Here is a 16748-nt window from a genome sequence, read left to right on the forward strand (position 1 = left end):
AACAATGAAAAACACAGTGAGCTATTGGCTGGCGGGCGCGATTTTTTTCAGCGCCGCCCTTTCTGCGGCAGAGATAAAAAGTCCGCTGCCGCACATTACCACCGGCACGTTGCCTAACGGACTGCACTACACGCTGGTGCCGCTGGAAGGCCAGAAACAGCGCGTCGATATCCGACTGGCGGTGGAAGCCGGATCGGTGGATGAAAGCGAGACACAATCCGGCGTGGCGCATATGGTTGAGCACATGGTGTTCCGCGCCAGCGAAGCGTACCCGAGCGGCGTGGCGAACATGCTGCATCAAAAGGGCTGGATTCGCGCCCAGCATTACAACGCCATGACTAACTATGAGCGCACCCCATACATGATGAGCCCGCCGGCTGGCAAACGCGATCTGCCGCTGGCGGCACTAAGCCAAATGGTCGGGCACGCCAGCTTGCTGCAAAGCGATCTGGATGATGAGCGCAAAATTATTCTGGAAGAGTGGCGCGGCAAGCTCGGCGTCGCCGAGCGCATGAATCAGCAGCGCGTCCAGGCGATACGCCAAGGGTCGCGCTATCCCGTTCGCCCGGTGATTGGCACGCAAGCGACCATCAACACTATGCCCGCCACCCAGTTGCAGGACTTCTATCAGCGCTGGTATCACCCTGCCAATATGCGCCTGATGGTGATTGGCGATATCGTTCCGCAAGAGGTGGTCGCGGAGATCGCCCGCCAGTTTGGTTCGCTGCCTGCCGTGTCGCTTCCTGCCCGTCACTATTACGAACCGCAGCTGAAAAAACAGCTAAACGTGGTGCGTTTGCAGGACAGCGAAAGTGGTGCCAGCCAGATTGCCTTTGTGTTTCGTCTCAACGATCCGCAGAGTAAAAAAATCGGTCTGGAAGGCATGCGTCACCGCTTGCTGGATCAACTCGCCAGCAATGCGTTGCAACGTCAACTGCGCCGCCAAAGCGAGCACCTGCCGGACAGCGTGAACAGTCTGGTGGTGCGTAAGTCGGATATTGGCAAAACCACCGTTGCGGTAGGCTTCTTTGCCGATGTGATCCCAGGCGAACATCAGGCGGCACTGCCGGTGCTGTTGCAAGAGATCGAACGCGTGAAGCGCTATCCGCTCAGCGAGCGCGACATTGTCGAGCTTAAAAACGATATTCGACAAGCCGCAAATCGCATGGCTGACAATGTGGAATCACGCGAGTTTGCCGATTGGGTTCAGCAACTTTCGGTGGGCTGGCTGCAAAGCAAGCCCTATGTCAGCGCGCAGCAGATTGGCCGTGATGCCCTGACGCTGTTGCCGACCATCACGCCGCAAGAGGTGAATCAGCATTTGCAGCGTTGGCTGTCCGCGTCGGATACGCTGGTGCAATTCAGCGTGCCTGGCAATGCACCGTTTACGCTACCAACGGTAACGGCGATAACCACTGAGCTACAAAAAGCCCGTGCGGTTAATCTTGCGCCTGCGCCACTGCCATTAGCGAAAGTGGTGCCGGAACTGCCCGTAGTGACCGCCACGGGTAAGCGCACGGCGGTACAGCACTTCCCGCAGCAGCAGGTGGAACAATGGCAGCTTGCGAACGGCGATCGCGTGGTTTACCTGCGCACGCCGTTGGCGCGCGACAAGTTTTACCTGTCGGCCTACAGCAACGCCGGGTTTATGGCGAAAACGCTCAACCCCTGGCAGGCGCAAATTGCCAGCCAGATTGTGGCGCAGAGTGGTCCACAGGGCTGGCGTGCAGAGAATTTGCGCGACTGGAAACAAGCGCAAGCGGTGTCGTTTAACGTCAGCCAAAGTGCGGATGAGTTGCAGATCAACGGACTATCCACGCTGCAACAGGTGCAGTCGCTGTTCCAGCTTTATCATGCAATGAACACGCAGGCGGGCGTTGACGCCAGCGTCATGAAAGACAGTCTGGCATCGCTGATGCGCCAACGTGCCAACCGCAGCCAGTCGTCAGGCGATCTGCGTCAGCGTGAAGTGACGCGTTTGCGCTTTGGGCAGTCCGCGTATCAGGAGCCTGATCAAGCGCAATTGCGTGGGGTCACCGCGCCGATGTTGCTCACCCAATGGCAACGGACAGTCAGCGTGCCGGTCACCTATTATCTGATGGCGAACCAACCGGCGGAGACGTTCTTGCCGCTGGTGGAACGTTATCTGGCATCATTGCCGCGTGCTACCCAGCCTGCCATCACGCCACATCTGGCGCTGGCAGGCACGCGCGAATCCACCGTGGCGTTGAATATTGAGCCGCGCTCAGACGTGCGGGCCTGGAGTTACACCGAGCAACCTTGGACGCCGCAGGCGGCTGTGCAGGTCAGCATTGCGCGCAATCTGGCAAATAAATATCTGAAAAACAGCCTGCGCGATGAGGCGCTGGGTATTTACCGTATGCGCCTCGACAGCGAACTGGCAGACAAGGCCCAGCGCATCGAGACCGAGATAAGCTTTACCGCTTCTCCTGAACGGGGTCATGAGCTGTGGCAGCGCGCCGAACAGGTGCTGGCGAACTTACCGCAACGGATCACCGCAGACGATATTGAACAGCAGCGCCAGCAATTTATTCGCGCGGAGCAAGGGCGTGGCAATGATTTCACTACCCAGCAGCGGCGCTTGATATTGAGCGACCGTCACTACGGCGATCCGCGCTATTTGAGTGACGTGGCAAACCTCGCGCAGGCGGTGACGTTAGAGGGCGTGCGTGGGATGGCGAGCAAGCTGCTCAACCCGGCTAACCGCGTGCTGTTACTGTCATTACCGCGAGAAGGTGCTGAAACAGCGGACAGCGCAGCGGATGGAGACGTCACCCTATGAGCGCATTATGGGAACTGTGCCGCCCCTTCTGGGTTGGATGGCGCAGTTGGCGCGCCTGGTCGCTGCTGGCAGTTGCTGTCTCCATGGGCTTCGGCATCGTCTATCTCAACGTGCAGATCAACGAATGGAGCCGGGTGTTTTATGACACGCTCGGCACTTACGACAGCAGCAAGCTGTTTGGCTTGATGAAGGAGTACACGGTCTACATCCTGCTCTATATCGGCGTTTTTGTGTATCAGGACTGGTTTACCAGCTTGCTGGTGATCCGTTGGCGTAGCGCCTTGACCGCGCAATTTGTGGATAGCTGGCTGGCAAAACGCACCTTTTATCGCATGTCGTTAACCGGAAAAATCGACAACCCGGATCAGCGTATCGCCGAAGATATCAATTTGTTCACCGATAAGCTGGTCAGCATGGTAGTGGCTTTTATCATCAATGCGTGTCGGCTCTCGTCGTTTATGATCATTCTCTGGCAACTCTCTGGCGTGCAACGCTTTACCCTGTTTGGTCGTGAGTGGGCGATCTCCGGCTATCTGGTGTGGGTGGTGATTATCTACACCGTGGTGGGGACCTTGATTACGCATTTGGTGGGGAAAAAACTGCACGGCATCAGCTATGCCCGACAGCGCTCAGAAGCGGATTTCCGCGCCGCGCTGTTGCGTAAACACGACAATGCGGAACAAATCGCGCTCTATGGCGGTGAGGCGCAGGAAAAAACCTATTTGACGCGCCATTTTAGCGAGGTCGCCCGCAGTTGGCGTCAACTGATGGACACGAAGCGTAATATGGGGTTCTTCACCTCCGGCTATATGCGTGTCAGTCTGATTGTGCCCATTTTTGCCGCGCTGCCAGCCTTTTTATCGAAAACGGTGACGCTTGGTGGATTGATGCAGATCCGCAGCGCGTTTGCTCAGGTGCACGGTGCGCTTAGCTGGTTTATTCATATGTACGTGGAGATAACCATGCTTTCCGCCAGCATCCAGCGTTTGATCCAGTTCAAGCAGGAAATTGATCGCCATCAGCCGCAGCAGGCGGCACCGGACGTGGGTGAATGCCTGAATATCGAGCAGCTGTCATTTGCTACGCCGCAGGGCACCCCGCTGTTAAACGATGTGGCACTGCACTGTGCGCCGGGAAGCTGGAGCAAACTGTCCGGGCCAAGTGGATTGGGGAAATCGACGCTGCTGCGTACCTTGAACGGGCTGTGGCCCTACTATCGCGGGCAGTGGCAAGCGCAAGCGGGCCGCTCGCTACTGTTGCCACAGAAAAGCTATTTGGGGCAGGGGACGCTGGCGGAGGTATTGTGTTACCCGCACCCACCGCTCAAGGATATCAGCACCATGCAGCACACCCTGGAACGGGTTGGCCTCGGTGAGTGGTGCGATCGTTTGGCTGAGCGACATAACTGGGATCGTATCTTTTCCGGTGGTGAACAGCAGCGGCTGGCCTTCGCCCGCGCGTTGATCGCTAAACCGGACACGCTCTATCTGGATGAAGCCACCAGCAGTCTCGATCATAGTGCGGCACGTGCGTTGCTGAGTGAACTTAAACAGGCGCTGCCAGCGTGTACGGTTATTGCCATTACCCACCAAGGTGAACTGGACGATTTGTTCCCGCATCATTACGACCTCACCACATTTCGCGCGGTGACGGCGGGATAATGTCATCAACCCGAAGGAAGGCCTGTGTGGCCTTCATTCGGGCATCCGGTCCTGATTGCGGGTGTGCTGCAATTATTCCTTTCTGTGGTCCGCCGCTTCGGTTAGGTTATCTGCATCACGTTTGCTGGAGCTGAAAATGATTGTAAGAACATGGCATGGATGCGTTCCCGTTTCGCATGCAACGGGGTTTGCGGCACACCTTGATGTCACAGGCATTCAACACTCCCAAAGCATACCGGGCAATCTGGGGGCAGTAGTCAAAAGGGTGACGCAAGGTGATTGGGAGCATTTCTTTCTCGCCACCTACTGGCAAGATATGAATGCAGTAAAAGCGTTTGCGGGCGAAGATTACCACGTTGCCGTCACCTATCCTGACGATGAACAGTTTGGTCTGTTGTCTGATCCTTATGTTTTTCAACATGACGTTGAGTCCGTCCAGCCTTTGTAACAGGGCCAAATGCACACGGATAGGGAGCCTGTTCGTGTCGCCAACGTCTTCGGCGCCTCACTTCCCCTTACCGGGATAATCAACGATAATCTTGCCCACTTGATCGTTTTTTACGGCACTTTTCCGAGGCCAGAGACTCAAACCCTCACGCAGACGATCGTGGGGTGGCGTAGGTGCCGCTCATTGTTAAAGGAATTTATGTCATGAGGTTTCGCTCCGTTCAGTTGGTTATTCCCTGTGTGCTCGCCGCCACTTTGTTGACGGGATGTAGTGCACTCTCCAACTTTTCCTGGTCCAGTCTGTCGCCGTTCAACTGGTTTGGCAGCAAAATTGAGGTGTCGGATGCTGGCGTCGGCGGGCTTAACGGCGGCACGCCGCTGGCACAAGAGCCGATAAACCAGGCGTTGAACGGCAATTATCGTTTGCGCAGCGGCATGGGCACCACGAATGGCCAAATCACGGCGTTCTATCAGGCGCTGGATGGTAAAGAGATCAAACTGTTAATCAGTGGTAAGCCTAAAGCGCAGGTCAATCGCGTCGAGGTGATGGATGCGAAAATTACCAGCGTATGGGGCGTGAAAATCGGGGATGCATTCAGCGCCCATTACCGCAAAGCCTTTGAGGTCTGCCAATTGGCTCAAGGGGATGATGCCCGTAGCGTCGAGTGCATTGAATCGCAGAGCAAGCACGTCAGTTATCTTTACTCTGGCGACTGGAACGGCCCGGAAGGCTTAATGCCCTCTGATGATATTCTGCAATCCTGGCATGTCAGCAAAATCATCTGGCACGCACAGGCGCGTGACTGATTCATTTTCTAAACCACACCTATCAAGCTTGGCGCGGTAACGCGCCAAGGTCGTAGCGTTTCCGCCCTCTCATCGTTTATTTTTATCCTTTGTTTTTGAACAAAGCACATTGCCGTGAATGCGGTATGATGAGCGTCTTAGGCCGCCTAGTGCCAAAAAACGATAAAAGCAGATAATTAAAACATGAGGAAGCTTGAAATGACGCAGATACAGAGCGGAATTTTACTTGAGCACCGTCGTTTTGCCATTTTTATTGAAGCCATGATTCAGGGCGAATTCGACGCTATTCGCCAAGGATGCAAAAAGTTTTGTCAGTCGTTGCAGGAGTTGAAGGCGCGCTTTCCCGATGCGGGGCTGGGGGCGACGCTGGCGTTTGGCCATGATGTGTGGCGCGATCTTGATTGCGAACAAGGCGCTGCTGAACTGAAGCCTTTTGTACCGCTGGGTAAGGGATTGGCACCGGCGACGCAGCGCGATTTGCTGCTGCATATTCAATCTTTGCGCCACGATGTCAATTTCAGCCTGGCTCAGGCGGCATTGACGGCATTTGGTTCCGCGATCCGCGTTGAAGAAGAGACGCACGGCTTTCGCTGGGTAGAAGATCGTGACCTGAGCGGGTTTGTCGACGGCACAGAGAACCCGCAGGGCGATGTGCGGCGTGAGGTGGCGATTATCGCTGACGATCGGCCAGACGCTGGCGGCAGCTATGTGTTTGTGCAACGCTGGGAGCATAATCTCAAGCAGTTGCAGCGCTTTAGCGTGGAGCAACAAGAGCAGATGATTGGCCGCACCAAGCAGGACAACGAAGAGATCCCGGCAGAACAGCGCCCGATCACCTCTCACCTGAGCCGAGTTGATCTTAAGGAAGAGGGCAAAGGGCTGAAGATTTTGCGCCAGAGCATGCCTTATGGCACGGCCAGCGGCAAACATGGTCTTTACTTTATTGCCTACTGCGCGCGCTTGCATAATATTGAACAGCAATTACTGAGCATGTTTGGCGATCGTGACGGCAAACGTGATGAGATGCTGCGCTTCACGCGCGCCGTTAGCGGCAGCTATTTCTTCGCGCCTTCGCAGGAAAAACTGCTCGCGTTGTAACATTTTCATGTTGAGTAGGTAGGGGAGACGCGTTGAGTACCCTGGATAACACAATTGGTAATACGCCGCTCATTAAGCTGCAAAGGCTGACGCAGGATACTGGCAGTGAGGTCTGGCTTAAGCTGGAAGGGAACAATCCGGCTGGCTCGGTAAAAGATCGTCCGGTCCGTTTTATGGTGGAACAGGCCGAACGGCGCGGCGAAATCATCCCCGGCGATCGGCTGATTGAGGCCACCAGCGGCAATACCGGTATTGCGTTGGCGATGATTGCTGCGGTGAAAGGGTATCGCCTGCGACTGTTGATGCCGGAGAACATGAGTCGTGAGCGGCAACTGGCGATGCGCGCCTACGGTGCGGAGTTGGTGCTGGTCAGCCCTGAGTGTGGCATGGAAGGTGCGCGCGATCTGGCACGCCAGATGGCAGAGTCCGGAGAAGGCAAGGTGCTCGATCAGTTCAACAATCCGGATAACGCGTTGGCGCATTTTATGACCACGGGGCCGGAAATCTGGCAGCAAACGCAAGGTGCACTCACCCATTTTGTGTCCGCGATGGGCACTACCGGCACGCTTTCCGGCGTCAGTCGCTTCCTTAAACAACAGCGTGCATCCCTCTGTACTATCGGTTTACAACCCGCATCGGGGAGCCATATTCCCGGTATCCGCCGCTGGGCGCTGGGGTATGAGCCAGGGATTCAAGAGGCGGAAATCACGTTGCGCCGCTTGGCGCAGGAAGAAGGTATTTTCTGCGGCGTCAGTTCTGGCGGTGCGGTGGCGGGGGCACTGCGCGTGGCGCAGGAAACCCCCGGCAGCACGATCGTCGCGATTGTCTGCGATCGCGGCGATCGCTACCTGTCCACTGGCGTATTTGGTTAATCTTATTCCCGTTCCAGCGCGTGTATTGGCTCCATGTAGGCGGCACGCCGGGCGGGGAAGAAGCCAAAAATCACCCCAATCAGGCTGGCGCACAGGAATGCGGCAACAATAGAGGCTGGCGAGTAGATTAACGAGAAGCTGCTGAAGAAGTGGCTAAATACTGCACCTGCCAGCAGCGACAGCGAAACCCCCAATACGCCGCCCAGCAAGCACACCAGCACCGCTTCAATCAAAAACTGTTGCATGATATCGCTGGCGCGCGCGCCAACCGCCATGCGCACGCCGATTTCACGCGTGCGCTCGGTCACCGACACCAGCATGATGTTCATCACGCCGATACCGCCGACCAGCAGCGAAATAAATGCAATGGCGGAGACCAGCAGCGCCAGCGTGGTGGTGGCTTTCTCTATGGTTTGGCGGATACTGTCGGTGTTGAAAACAAAGAAATCCTTGCTGCCGTGGCGCTGTGTCAAAATCTGGGTAATGCCCTGTTCCGCCACGCTCAAATCCACGTTGTCTTTGACCCTGACGGTGATGCTTCTCAGGTAGGACTGCCCGATCATGCGTTTCATCGCCGTGGTGTAGGGTACCCAGACGTTAAGGTTTTCATCGCTACCAAAACCGCTGCTGTTTTTTTCCACCACGCCAATAATCCGCACGGGGAGTGAGCCCAGTAGGATCACCTCGCCGATGGGGTTCTCCCCGTTGGGAAACAGTTTCTGCAATGTGTTTTGGTCGATAACCGCTTCCTGTGCCAGATTATCCACGCTGGCGCGTGGGAAAATCATCCCTTGTGCCACACTGTAGCCGCGCACGGTGAAAAACTGCTCTCCTACACCGGTGGCAGTGGCGGTGACCGCAACATTGCCATAGCGCAGCGTGACGCTGGTGGCGACGGACGGGGTCACACTGTGAACGTAGGGCTGCTGTGCCAGTGGTTCGATATCGGTCGCGCGCAGCGTTTGAATGGCGCTCGAACGCCGGTCACCGAAATCCTCGCCGGGATAGATCTCAAGCGTACTGGTGCCCATGGCACTGATGTCGGCCAGTACTTGCTGCTGCGAGCCTTTGCCCAGCGCAACCACAGAGACCACCGAGGCAATACCGATAATGATGCCAAGCATGGTCAGAAAGGTGCGCATGCGCTGCGCATTCATCGCCAGCAGCGCCATTTTAAAGGCATCGATAAAACGATTGCGCGCTTGCAGCAGCCGTGAGGTGGGCTTGGCATTGACGCTTTCTTGCGGCGCAGTCTCGGCAGGCGACGTAGTACTGGTTGAATCCGCGATCACTTCGCCATCGCGCAATTCAATGATCCGCCCGGCATGTTGTGCGATCTGCATATCGTGGGTCACGATAATGATAGTGTGCCCCTGCGCATTCAGATCTTTCAAAATGGCCAGCACTTCATTACCACTGTGCGTGTCCAGCGCGCCTGTTGGCTCATCCGCGAGGATCACCTGGCCGCCATTCATCAGCGCGCGGGCGATACTGACGCGCTGTTGTTGCCCACCAGAAAGTTGGCTGGGGCGATAGTTCAGGCGTTCACCCAATCCAAGGCGGTGTAGCAGTGCCGCTGCGCGCTGCTGGCGCGAGGTGCGGTCGCGCCCGGCGTAGATAGCGGGGACTTCGACATTGCCCTGTGCGGAAAGATCGCCCAACAGGTGATAGCGTTGAAAGATGAACCCGAAATACTCCCGACGCAGCGCGGCCAGGCTGTCGCTGTCGAGCGTCGCTACCGCTTGGCCGTTAACCCGGTATTCCCCTTCGGAGGCTTTATCCAGACAGCCGAGAATATTCATCAATGTCGACTTGCCGGAGCCGGAAGCCCCAACAATAGCGACCATTTCGCCGGCATGAATCGTCAGGTTTATCGCTTTCAGCACGTTGACCGTTTGGTCACCGTTGGTAAAACGGCGTGAAATTTCCGTTAGCGTTAATAAAGGTTGAGTCATACGTTAGCTCCCGTTACATCGGCGGTGGGCCGGGGTGGCGTGCCGTTGATGATGACGAACCCGGTTGCTGACTGATGATCACCTGTTCACCCGCGCTGACGCCGGTGAGGAGTTGGGTATGCACGTTGTCGTTAATGCCAACGGTCACGTCGCGGGATTCACGTTGTCCTTGCGCATTAACCACTTGCACTACGGTTTTGCCATTCAATTGCTGTACGGCCGTGGCTGGCACTACCAGCGCGTTTTTTACCGCCGCGCGCAGAATATACACTTGCGCCGTCATCGATATACGCAGCGTGCCATCCGGATTATCGACATCAAACAGGCCGTTGTAATAAATCGCCTTAGACGTTGAAGAACTGCTACTGCTGCTGGAACTGCTCGATGACGTGGTGGTCTCGTCGTTGATGGAGTCCGGTGCCGGTTCGATAGCGCGCAGCGTGGCTTGATAGCGCTTGTTGGGTTGACCCAAAATGGTGAACCAGACCGGCATGCCGACGCTCACGTTGACCACATCGGCTTCGGAAATCTGTGCTTTCACCGTCATGGTGTTCAGATTTGCCACTTTGGCGATGGTGGGGGTGGTTTGCGCCGCGTTGACGGTCTGTCCGGCTTCCACTGGAATGGCGACGATGGTGCCATCCATCGGGGCGGTAATTTGTGTATAGCCGAGATTGACCTTGGCGGTGCTGGTGGCGATCTCCGCCTGGGCGATTTGTGCGTCGAGGGCGGCAATGTCTGCCGTGGTGGCATCCAGCGTAGCTTTGGCGCTGTCATAATCGGCCTGAGCCCCCACGCCGCGTTGCATTAGCATTTGCTGACGCTGCCAACTAAGCTGATTGTTGCGCAGCGTGGCTTGCTTGGCAGCACGCTGCGCCTGAATGTTTTTCAGCGCGGCATCGCTGTCTTTCAGCGTATTTTGCTGTGTTAAATCATCAATTTCTGCCAGCAGTTGCCCCTTGCTGACCTTATCGCCCAGTGCAACATGCAACGCTTTGATTTGTCCTGATACCTGCGCACCAACGCTCACCTGTTTGAGTGCTTCAATGGTGCCATCCGCCAGGACGGTCTGTTCAATATCTCGGGTTTCCACGGGCGCGGTAATGTAGTTCACCGGTGGTGGTGGGGCGAAAAAGTGTTTATAGCCAAAATAAAGGGCAACGATGGCAACCAGTACCAGTAGCGATGTACGTAATGACAAAAAACGAGCAGGCATGAGCAGTTGAATATCCTTATCGGGTGTTGACGTCTTAACAGGGTATCGACGTTTGACTGGGCGATGCTAACCGCGAAGAACCACGCGGTTACTTTACCCTGACTCTATGACCCGATCTCGCCTATTTAGTGCTATGGAAGGTAAGAATTCAGTAAAGATGGCTGCGAAAATACGGATTAAACGAGAAAATAGCCACCAGAACCGCCAAGGGGAGCAAGGTATGAAGCTGTTGCTGGTTGATGATGATGTGGAGTTGGGAAACCTGCTCTGTGAGTATCTCAGCGCTGAGGGATTTGCCGCATCGCGCGTGTTGACAGGGAAAGAGGGCGTGGAAAGCGCACTGTCAGGAAATTATACCGCCATGATTCTGGACGTGATGTTGCCAGACATGAGCGGCATTGATGTGTTACGTCAGGTGCGCAAGGCGAGCCGGTTGCCGATTATCATGTTGACGGCCAAGGGGGACAATATCGACCGAGTGATTGGTCTGGAAATGGGGGCCGATGATTATATGCCGAAGCCCTGTTTCCCGCGTGAACTGGTGGCTCGTTTGCGCGCGGTGTTGCGCCGTTATGACGAACGCCCGGAAAAGCAGGAAAGCGAAGGGGCAGCGGCGCTTGGCGAACTGGTATTGAACCCCGCCACGCGCACCAGTGAATGGAAAGGTCGCCCCTTTGATTTGACGGCTTCAGAGTTCAATTTGCTGGAACTGCTGGTGCGCGCGTGCGAGCGCGTGGTCTCCAAAGATGAGCTGTCGGGAAAATGCCTGGGGCGGCAGCGCGAAGCCTACGATCGCAGTGTGGATGTGCATATCAGCAACATTCGGCAGAAGCTGGCTGAACTGCCGGGCAGCACCATGACCATTGAGACCGTGCGCAGCGTAGGATATCGGATTCGTTAATGATACAGGTACGCTTGTTCTGGAAAATTCTGTTTGGCTTCTGGCTGACATTTTTATTGATATCGCAACTGCTGTGGTTGGGGTTCACGCTGTATGACGGCGGGCACCGCGCACCGCCGGAAGAGGCGATGATCCAGCGCTTAATGTCGTTACAACTGTCGATGGCGCAATCTGCATTGCAACAGGGTGGGCAGCCCGCGTTGGACGCACTGGAAGCTCAGTGGCCGCCACAGGAGCGTGGTTTTCTGCGCGTGTCCACCACGGCCATCGATGCTGAGAAATGGGCTCCACCGCCTGCACCGTGGCGTGAACCGCCAGCCAGCGATATGCCGCCTCCCGGTGGCCCCAGGCCGCCAGCGGATGAGGAGAATCACCGGGGCGATCGGCACATGCCGCTGGTCAACGCGGTCGATGGGCCCAATGGCGAGCGCTATTGGGTCTCTTTTGACGTTCTGCGTTTGCGCGATGAAACCTACGCACCGCGTCCGATGTTGATACTCAATATTCCCGAACCGTTGGTGTGGATTGCGGGATTAGGCGGACTGCTGTTCAGTGGGGTATTAGCCTGGAACCTGACCCGGCCGCTTAATCGCTTGCGTGCCAGTTTTGATCGCGTGTCACAGGGCGATTTATCCATTCGTCTGCTGCCGGACATGAAACGACGGCACGATGAGTTGAGCGACGTAGCGCGGGATTTTGATGCCATGGTCGAGCGGCTGGAGGTGTTGGTGAGCTCCCGCGAACAACTGCTGCATGATGTGTCTCATGAGCTACGTTCCCCTTTGGCGCGTTTACAACTGGCTATTGGGTTGGCGCACCAAAACCGCGCTAATATCGACACATCGTTGCAGCGCATCGAAGGCGAAGCGGCGCGCATGGACAAAATGATCGGTGAATTGCTGACGCTATCACGCGCCGAGCATCAGGTAGTCGATGAGTCTTACTTCGATTTGTACGGATTGGTCGATGCGGTGGTAAACGATGCGCGCTATGAGGCGCAAGTGCCCGGCGTCACCATTCTTCTGGAGGCGGACACCGAGCAGGATCACACGGTAAAAGGCAATGCGGAGCTTATGCGGCGCGCGTTGGATAATATCGTGCGCAATGCGCTGCGCTTTTCAACCCGCGAACAGACGGTGCTGGTAGCGCTGCGTGGCACGGAGAGCGAGTGGCTGCTGTGTGTCACCGATCAGGGACCGGGTGTGGAAAAAAATAAGCTTTCCAGCATCTTCGATCCCTTTATTCGCATCGAATCGCCGCAGTCTGGCAAAGGCTATGGCTTAGGGCTGGCGATTGCCCGCAAAGTGGTGATGGCGCACGGAGGTCATATTGAGGCGGATAACCGGCCGCAGGGGGGGTTGACCGTGTGTATCTTTATTCCTCGCTGGAAAGAGACCGCACCACAGCGTCATTAATTAGCGCGTTTTTTAAAACGGTAGTCGCGCATTTTTGTCCGAAACTGGCTTTAGTATGGATACGCAACCCTCTTTCAGGATGCCCAAGATGCCTTCGGACGTTTTCTGCCCTATCGATAACTTGTCTTTTCGTTTTCCTACCAATTGCTCTTTTGGCTATCGGCTGGGCGGGCAGCCGTTACGACTATTGCAAGCGGTGATCGTCGTCAGCCATGATGGCGCAGAGCCGATGGCGCGGTCTGAGCGTGGTTCTATACCTACCTTGTCCGTATTGGCGACCAAGGTCTGCGTAGATCGCATTACTGAGGTGAATGCGTTTTCTCAATCTGGCGATTTCGCGCGGGTGGCGCGTTTTATCGAAGGCAACAGTGAATTTCCTCCCATCGTGCAACGCACCCTGCGTAAGGCGTTTTATCAACGTTGGAAATCCATCTCTATTGACGAGCATGCTCATTTGGCGCATGCCGTTGCGATAGAGCGCGTATTGGCAGGGCAATCGTGCAAGACAGTGGCGCAGGCGCACGGTATTTCACGGAATAGTGCCTTGATGTACCAATTGAATATGTTGGCCGTTGACGGCCCTGCCGGTATGCGGGCATTTGAGGGCGGGTGTTGTTACACCATTGCCGAGGATCATGGCATCGATCCGGACAGTTTTATCTTTAACCGTCTGCAACGGCATGCGGTCAGGGGGCGAGCGGGAGAGCGGGTGCGCAACGGCGAGTCATGCTTGCTGGTCGCAGAAGCGCATGGTATCTCTCCGCTGTATGAAGCCATGGATATGCTGGAGAGGGTTGCTGTCAACACCTGTGCGGGAGAACGGGTGCGTAAGGGGGAGTCCTGTCAGTTAGTCGCCAGAGAACATGGTATCAATCCTATGTTCGCCGCGATGTGTGAACTGGAAAGCATCGCCGTGAATACGGTGGCCGGTGAGCGAGTTCGTCAGGGCGAATCCTGTCTTGTGGTTGCCAGGGAGCACGGCATTCATCACTGCCACACGGCGATGCATCGTTTGGAGATGATTGATGTTGAGACGTCCGGGGCAGAACGGGTGAGGAACGGGTGAGGAACGGGGAGTGCAGCGCACTGGTGGCGCTATCGCTGGGGATTTCATTGAGCGGTAGTGCGGTGAAAGTGCTGACCGCGCTCGACATGGCTTCTGCCGGTGCGATAAAACGTCCGCGTTCACGCTAAACGGGGGGCAATAAATTAAAACCCCACAGTCAGAGGCTGACCGTGGGGCAGGTATGCGGTGCTGGATTCAGAACAGCGTTACTTCTTGATGCGGATAACCGGTGTTTCACCAACAACAACGGTGCCGCTCAACTTGGTCAGCTCTTTGATTTCGTCCATATTGGAGATAACCACTGGCGTCAACGTTGATTTTGCCTTTTCTTCCAACAGCGCCAGATCGAATTCAATGACCAGATCGCCTTTCTTCACGTGTTGGCCTTCTTCCGCAATGCGTTTAAAGCCTTCACCTTTCAGCTCAACGGTATCGATGCCGAAGTGAACGAACAGTTCAATTCCGCTGTCGGATTCGATAGAGAATGCATGGTTAGTTTCAAAAATCTTGCCGATGGTGCCATCAACCGGCGCCACCATTTTGTTGCCTGTCGGTTTAATGGCAATACCGTCCCCGACAATCTTTTCAGCAAAAACAACGTCAGGAACGTCTTCGATATTGACGATTTCACCAGACAGCGGTGCAATGATTTCAATGCTGCCAGTATCTTTTTTGTCATCAGATACCAGAGATTTCAGTTTATCGAACAAACCCATGATCTTCTCCTAATCATTAATATTGGGTCAGCATAGCAGAATCAGCAGAGCGTTTTTTCTTTGATGAATCGGCTCACTACATCGCTCAGTTCTTGCGCTGTGGGCTGGGAGAGCGCTTGTTCTGCCAACGCTTTGGCATCGTCGTAATTTGCATTACGAATGATCTTCTTGATGCCAGGAATTGAGATTGCACTCATGCTGAATTCATCCAGACCCATACCCAATAATAGCAGTGTAGCACGTTCGTCACCAGCGAGCTCGCCGCACATCCCCGTCCATTTGCCTTCGGCATGAGATGCGTCAATGACCTGCTTGATCAAACGCAATACCGCTGGCGACATCGGGTTATAGAGATGAGAGATAAGCTCATTACCGCGATCGACTGCCAGAGTATACTGGGTTAAGTCATTTGTCCCAATACTAAAAAAGTCCACTTCTTTTGCCAGATGATTGGCAATGGCGGCCGCAGCAGGTGTTTCAACCATAACGCCCACCTCGATGCTCTCATCGAAGGCTTTACCTTCTGCTCTCAACTGCGACTTCAACAGTTCCAGCTCGGTTTTCAGCGCACGCACTTCTTCCACGGAAATGATCATCGGGAACATGATACGCAGCTTGCCAAACACCGACGCGCGCAAAATGGCACGCAGCTGTGCGTGAAGAATTTCTTTACGATCGAGACAGATACGAATTGCTCGCCAGCCCAGGAACGGGTTCTCTTCCTTCGGCAGGTTCATGTAAGGCAGATCTTTGTCGCCGCCGATATCCATGGTGCGCACGATAACCGCCTGCGCCCCTACGGCTTCCGCCACGGCTTTGTAGGCTTGGAACTGTTCTTCTTCTGTCGGGAACGCATCTCTGTCCATAAACAGGAATTCGGTGCGGTACAGACCAACACCTTCTGCGCCGTTGCGCTCAGCACCGGCAACATCACGCACGTTACCGATGTTGGCGCACACTTCTACCTGATGCCCGTCGAGCGTGATGGCAGGCAAATCCTTCAGTTTTGCCAATGCATCTTTTTCAGCGTAGTACTGTGCTTCCAGCGCTTTCAGCTGTTCGATCACGTCCGGCGTCGGGTTCTGATAAATCTTGTTGTTCACGCCATCCAGAATCAGATAATCGCCGTTTTTCACCTGTTGGGTCGCATCCGTGGTGCCGACAATCGCGGGCAGCTCCAGAGAACGCGCCATGATGGAGGTGTGGGATGTCCGACCGCCGAGATCGGTAATAAAACCCAGAACCTTATCCAGGTTCAACTGTGCGGTTTCTGATGGCGTCAAATCGGTTGCGATCAGGATAGACTCTTCCTGAATATCGCCGAGATCGATAATCGGCATACCGAGAATGTTTCTCAGCAGGCGTTTACCGATATCGCGCATGTCAGCGGAGCGTTCTTTCAGGTATTCATCGTCCAGTTCTTCCAACGCTTTCGCCTGATTCTCGATAACAGAGTAGGCTGCCGCATCGGCAGAGTGATGGTCCTTTTTGATCAGGGCTATGATTTCCTGCTCGAACTCTTCATCTTCAAGCAGCATGATATGCCCTTCGAAGATGGCCTCTTTCTCAGCGCCCAGGGTTGCACCGGCTTTGGTCTTGATGGCTTCCAACTGTGCAGAAGCCTTGGCCCGACCGCTCAGAAAACGTTCGATTTCTTGTTCAACGTCTTCAGCAGTAATTTTCTTCCGGCTGATGACGATTTCGTCTTCCTTCAATAACAGCGCGTTACCGAAAGCAAAACCGGGTGATACTAATATGCCTGAAATCATAACCCTACCTTCACTCAAAACT

General features: G+C 55.2%; 14 protein-coding genes. 10 read left to right on the top strand and 4 right to left on the bottom strand.

Features of this window, described 5'->3' with window-relative positions; translation table 11 throughout:
- Positions 1–4: 4 nt before the first annotated feature.
- The 6 genes from K6K13_RS04285 (at position 5) to cysM (ending at position 7688) form a co-directional block, all read left to right on the top strand.
- Positions 5–2803, top strand: a complete 2799-nt coding sequence (locus tag K6K13_RS04285) for a M16 family metallopeptidase (RefSeq protein ID WP_222159688.1) — start codon at positions 5–7, stop codon at positions 2801–2803.
- A complete protein-coding gene (locus K6K13_RS04290; protein ID WP_222159689.1) occupies positions 2800–4464 on the top strand; it encodes an ABC transporter ATP-binding protein/permease in 1665 nt (554 codons plus the stop codon). The genes K6K13_RS04285 and K6K13_RS04290 overlap by 4 nt, the downstream gene beginning before the upstream one ends.
- A 136-nt stretch (positions 4465–4600) precedes the next feature.
- Positions 4601–4912, top strand: a complete 312-nt coding sequence (locus K6K13_RS04295) for a hypothetical protein (protein ID WP_222159690.1) — start codon at positions 4601–4603, stop codon at positions 4910–4912.
- Positions 4913–5115: 203 nt separating this feature from the next.
- Positions 5116–5718 carry an RpoE-regulated lipoprotein gene (locus K6K13_RS04300; protein WP_222159691.1) on the top strand — a complete coding sequence of 201 codons (603 nt, stop codon included), beginning with the start codon at positions 5116–5118 and terminating at the stop codon, positions 5716–5718.
- A gap of 198 nt (positions 5719–5916) precedes the next feature.
- Positions 5917–6816, top strand: a complete 900-nt coding sequence (locus tag K6K13_RS04305; protein WP_222159692.1) for a Dyp-type peroxidase — start codon at positions 5917–5919, stop codon at positions 6814–6816.
- Between the two features lie 32 nt (positions 6817–6848).
- Positions 6849–7688 (top strand): cysteine synthase CysM, encoded by an 840-nt coding sequence (gene cysM / locus K6K13_RS04310; protein WP_222159693.1) that lies wholly within the window; start codon positions 6849–6851, stop codon positions 7686–7688.
- 2 nt (positions 7689–7690) lie between these two features.
- Here the strand turns inward: cysM and K6K13_RS04315 are convergent, their stop codons facing one another.
- Positions 7691–9643 (bottom strand): MacB family efflux pump subunit, encoded by a 1953-nt coding sequence (locus tag K6K13_RS04315; RefSeq protein ID WP_222159694.1) that lies wholly within the window; start codon positions 9641–9643, stop codon positions 7691–7693.
- Positions 9644–9656: 13 nt separating this feature from the next.
- Positions 9657–10859: an efflux RND transporter periplasmic adaptor subunit gene (locus K6K13_RS04320; RefSeq protein ID WP_222159695.1), complete on the bottom strand. Its 1203-nt coding sequence runs from the start codon at positions 10857–10859 to the stop codon at positions 9657–9659.
- 220 nt (positions 10860–11079) lie between these two features.
- Between K6K13_RS04320 and K6K13_RS04325 the strand changes: the two genes are divergently transcribed.
- The 4 genes from K6K13_RS04325 to K6K13_RS23430 all read left to right on the top strand — a co-directional run bounded on the left by K6K13_RS04325 (position 11080) and on the right by K6K13_RS23430 (position 14369).
- Positions 11080–11760 carry a response regulator transcription factor gene (locus K6K13_RS04325; protein ID WP_222159696.1) on the top strand — a complete coding sequence of 227 codons (681 nt, stop codon included), beginning with the start codon at positions 11080–11082 and terminating at the stop codon, positions 11758–11760.
- The gene (locus K6K13_RS04330; protein WP_222159697.1) at positions 11760–13175 is read left to right on the top strand and encodes an ATP-binding protein; all 1416 of its coding nucleotides are present in this window, start codon (positions 11760–11762) and stop codon (positions 13173–13175) included. Before K6K13_RS04325 ends, K6K13_RS04330 begins: the two co-directional genes overlap by 1 nt.
- Before the next feature lie 88 nt (positions 13176–13263).
- Positions 13264–14241, top strand: a complete 978-nt coding sequence (locus K6K13_RS04335; RefSeq protein ID WP_222159698.1) for a hypothetical protein — start codon at positions 13264–13266, stop codon at positions 14239–14241.
- On the top strand, positions 14238–14369 hold the full coding sequence (locus tag K6K13_RS23430) for a hypothetical protein (protein WP_286206781.1): 132 nt from the start codon (positions 14238–14240) through the stop codon (positions 14367–14369). The genes K6K13_RS04335 and K6K13_RS23430 overlap by 4 nt, the downstream gene beginning before the upstream one ends.
- A gap of 78 nt (positions 14370–14447) precedes the next feature.
- On the opposite strand, the gene crr is transcribed toward K6K13_RS23430, so the two are convergent.
- Both crr and ptsI read right to left on the bottom strand, forming a co-directional pair.
- A complete protein-coding gene (crr, locus tag K6K13_RS04340; protein ID WP_196908569.1) occupies positions 14448–14957 on the bottom strand; it encodes a PTS glucose transporter subunit IIA in 510 nt (169 codons plus the stop codon).
- A gap of 41 nt (positions 14958–14998) precedes the next feature.
- Positions 14999–16726 (bottom strand): phosphoenolpyruvate-protein phosphotransferase PtsI, encoded by a 1728-nt coding sequence (gene ptsI, locus K6K13_RS04345; RefSeq protein ID WP_222159699.1) that lies wholly within the window; start codon positions 16724–16726, stop codon positions 14999–15001.
- Positions 16727–16748 lie beyond the last annotated feature (22 nt).

It is taken from the genome of Symbiopectobacterium purcellii (assembly GCF_019797845.1).
GTDB lineage: Bacteria > Pseudomonadota > Gammaproteobacteria > Enterobacterales > Enterobacteriaceae > Symbiopectobacterium > Symbiopectobacterium purcellii.

What these genes read in the sequence shown, in the direction of transcription:
- K6K13_RS04285 (WP_222159688.1), top strand. Translation starts at nt 5, where the DNA reads ATGAAAAACACAGTGAGCTATTGGCTGGCGGGCGCGATTTTTTTCAGC.
- K6K13_RS04290 (WP_222159689.1), top strand. Translation starts at nt 2,800, where the DNA reads ATGAGCGCATTATGGGAACTGTGCCGCCCCTTCTGGGTTGGATGGCGC.
- K6K13_RS04295 (WP_222159690.1), top strand. Translation starts at nt 4,601, where the DNA reads ATGATTGTAAGAACATGGCATGGATGCGTTCCCGTTTCGCATGCAACG.
- K6K13_RS04300 (WP_222159691.1), top strand. Translation starts at nt 5,116, where the DNA reads ATGAGGTTTCGCTCCGTTCAGTTGGTTATTCCCTGTGTGCTCGCCGCC.
- K6K13_RS04305 (WP_222159692.1), top strand. Translation starts at nt 5,917, where the DNA reads ATGACGCAGATACAGAGCGGAATTTTACTTGAGCACCGTCGTTTTGCC.
- K6K13_RS04315 (WP_222159694.1), bottom strand. Translation starts at nt 9,643, where the DNA reads ATGACTCAACCTTTATTAACGCTAACGGAAATTTCACGCCGTTTTACC.
- K6K13_RS04320 (WP_222159695.1), bottom strand. Translation starts at nt 10,859, where the DNA reads ATGCCTGCTCGTTTTTTGTCATTACGTACATCGCTACTGGTACTGGTT.
- K6K13_RS04325 (WP_222159696.1), top strand. Translation starts at nt 11,080, where the DNA reads ATGAAGCTGTTGCTGGTTGATGATGATGTGGAGTTGGGAAACCTGCTC.
- K6K13_RS04330 (WP_222159697.1), top strand. Translation starts at nt 11,760, where the DNA reads ATGATACAGGTACGCTTGTTCTGGAAAATTCTGTTTGGCTTCTGGCTG.
- K6K13_RS04335 (WP_222159698.1), top strand. Translation starts at nt 13,264, where the DNA reads ATGCCTTCGGACGTTTTCTGCCCTATCGATAACTTGTCTTTTCGTTTT.
- crr (WP_196908569.1), bottom strand. Translation starts at nt 14,957, where the DNA reads ATGGGTTTGTTCGATAAACTGAAATCTCTGGTATCTGATGACAAAAAA.
- ptsI (WP_222159699.1), bottom strand. Translation starts at nt 16,726, where the DNA reads ATGATTTCAGGCATATTAGTATCACCCGGTTTTGCTTTCGGTAACGCG.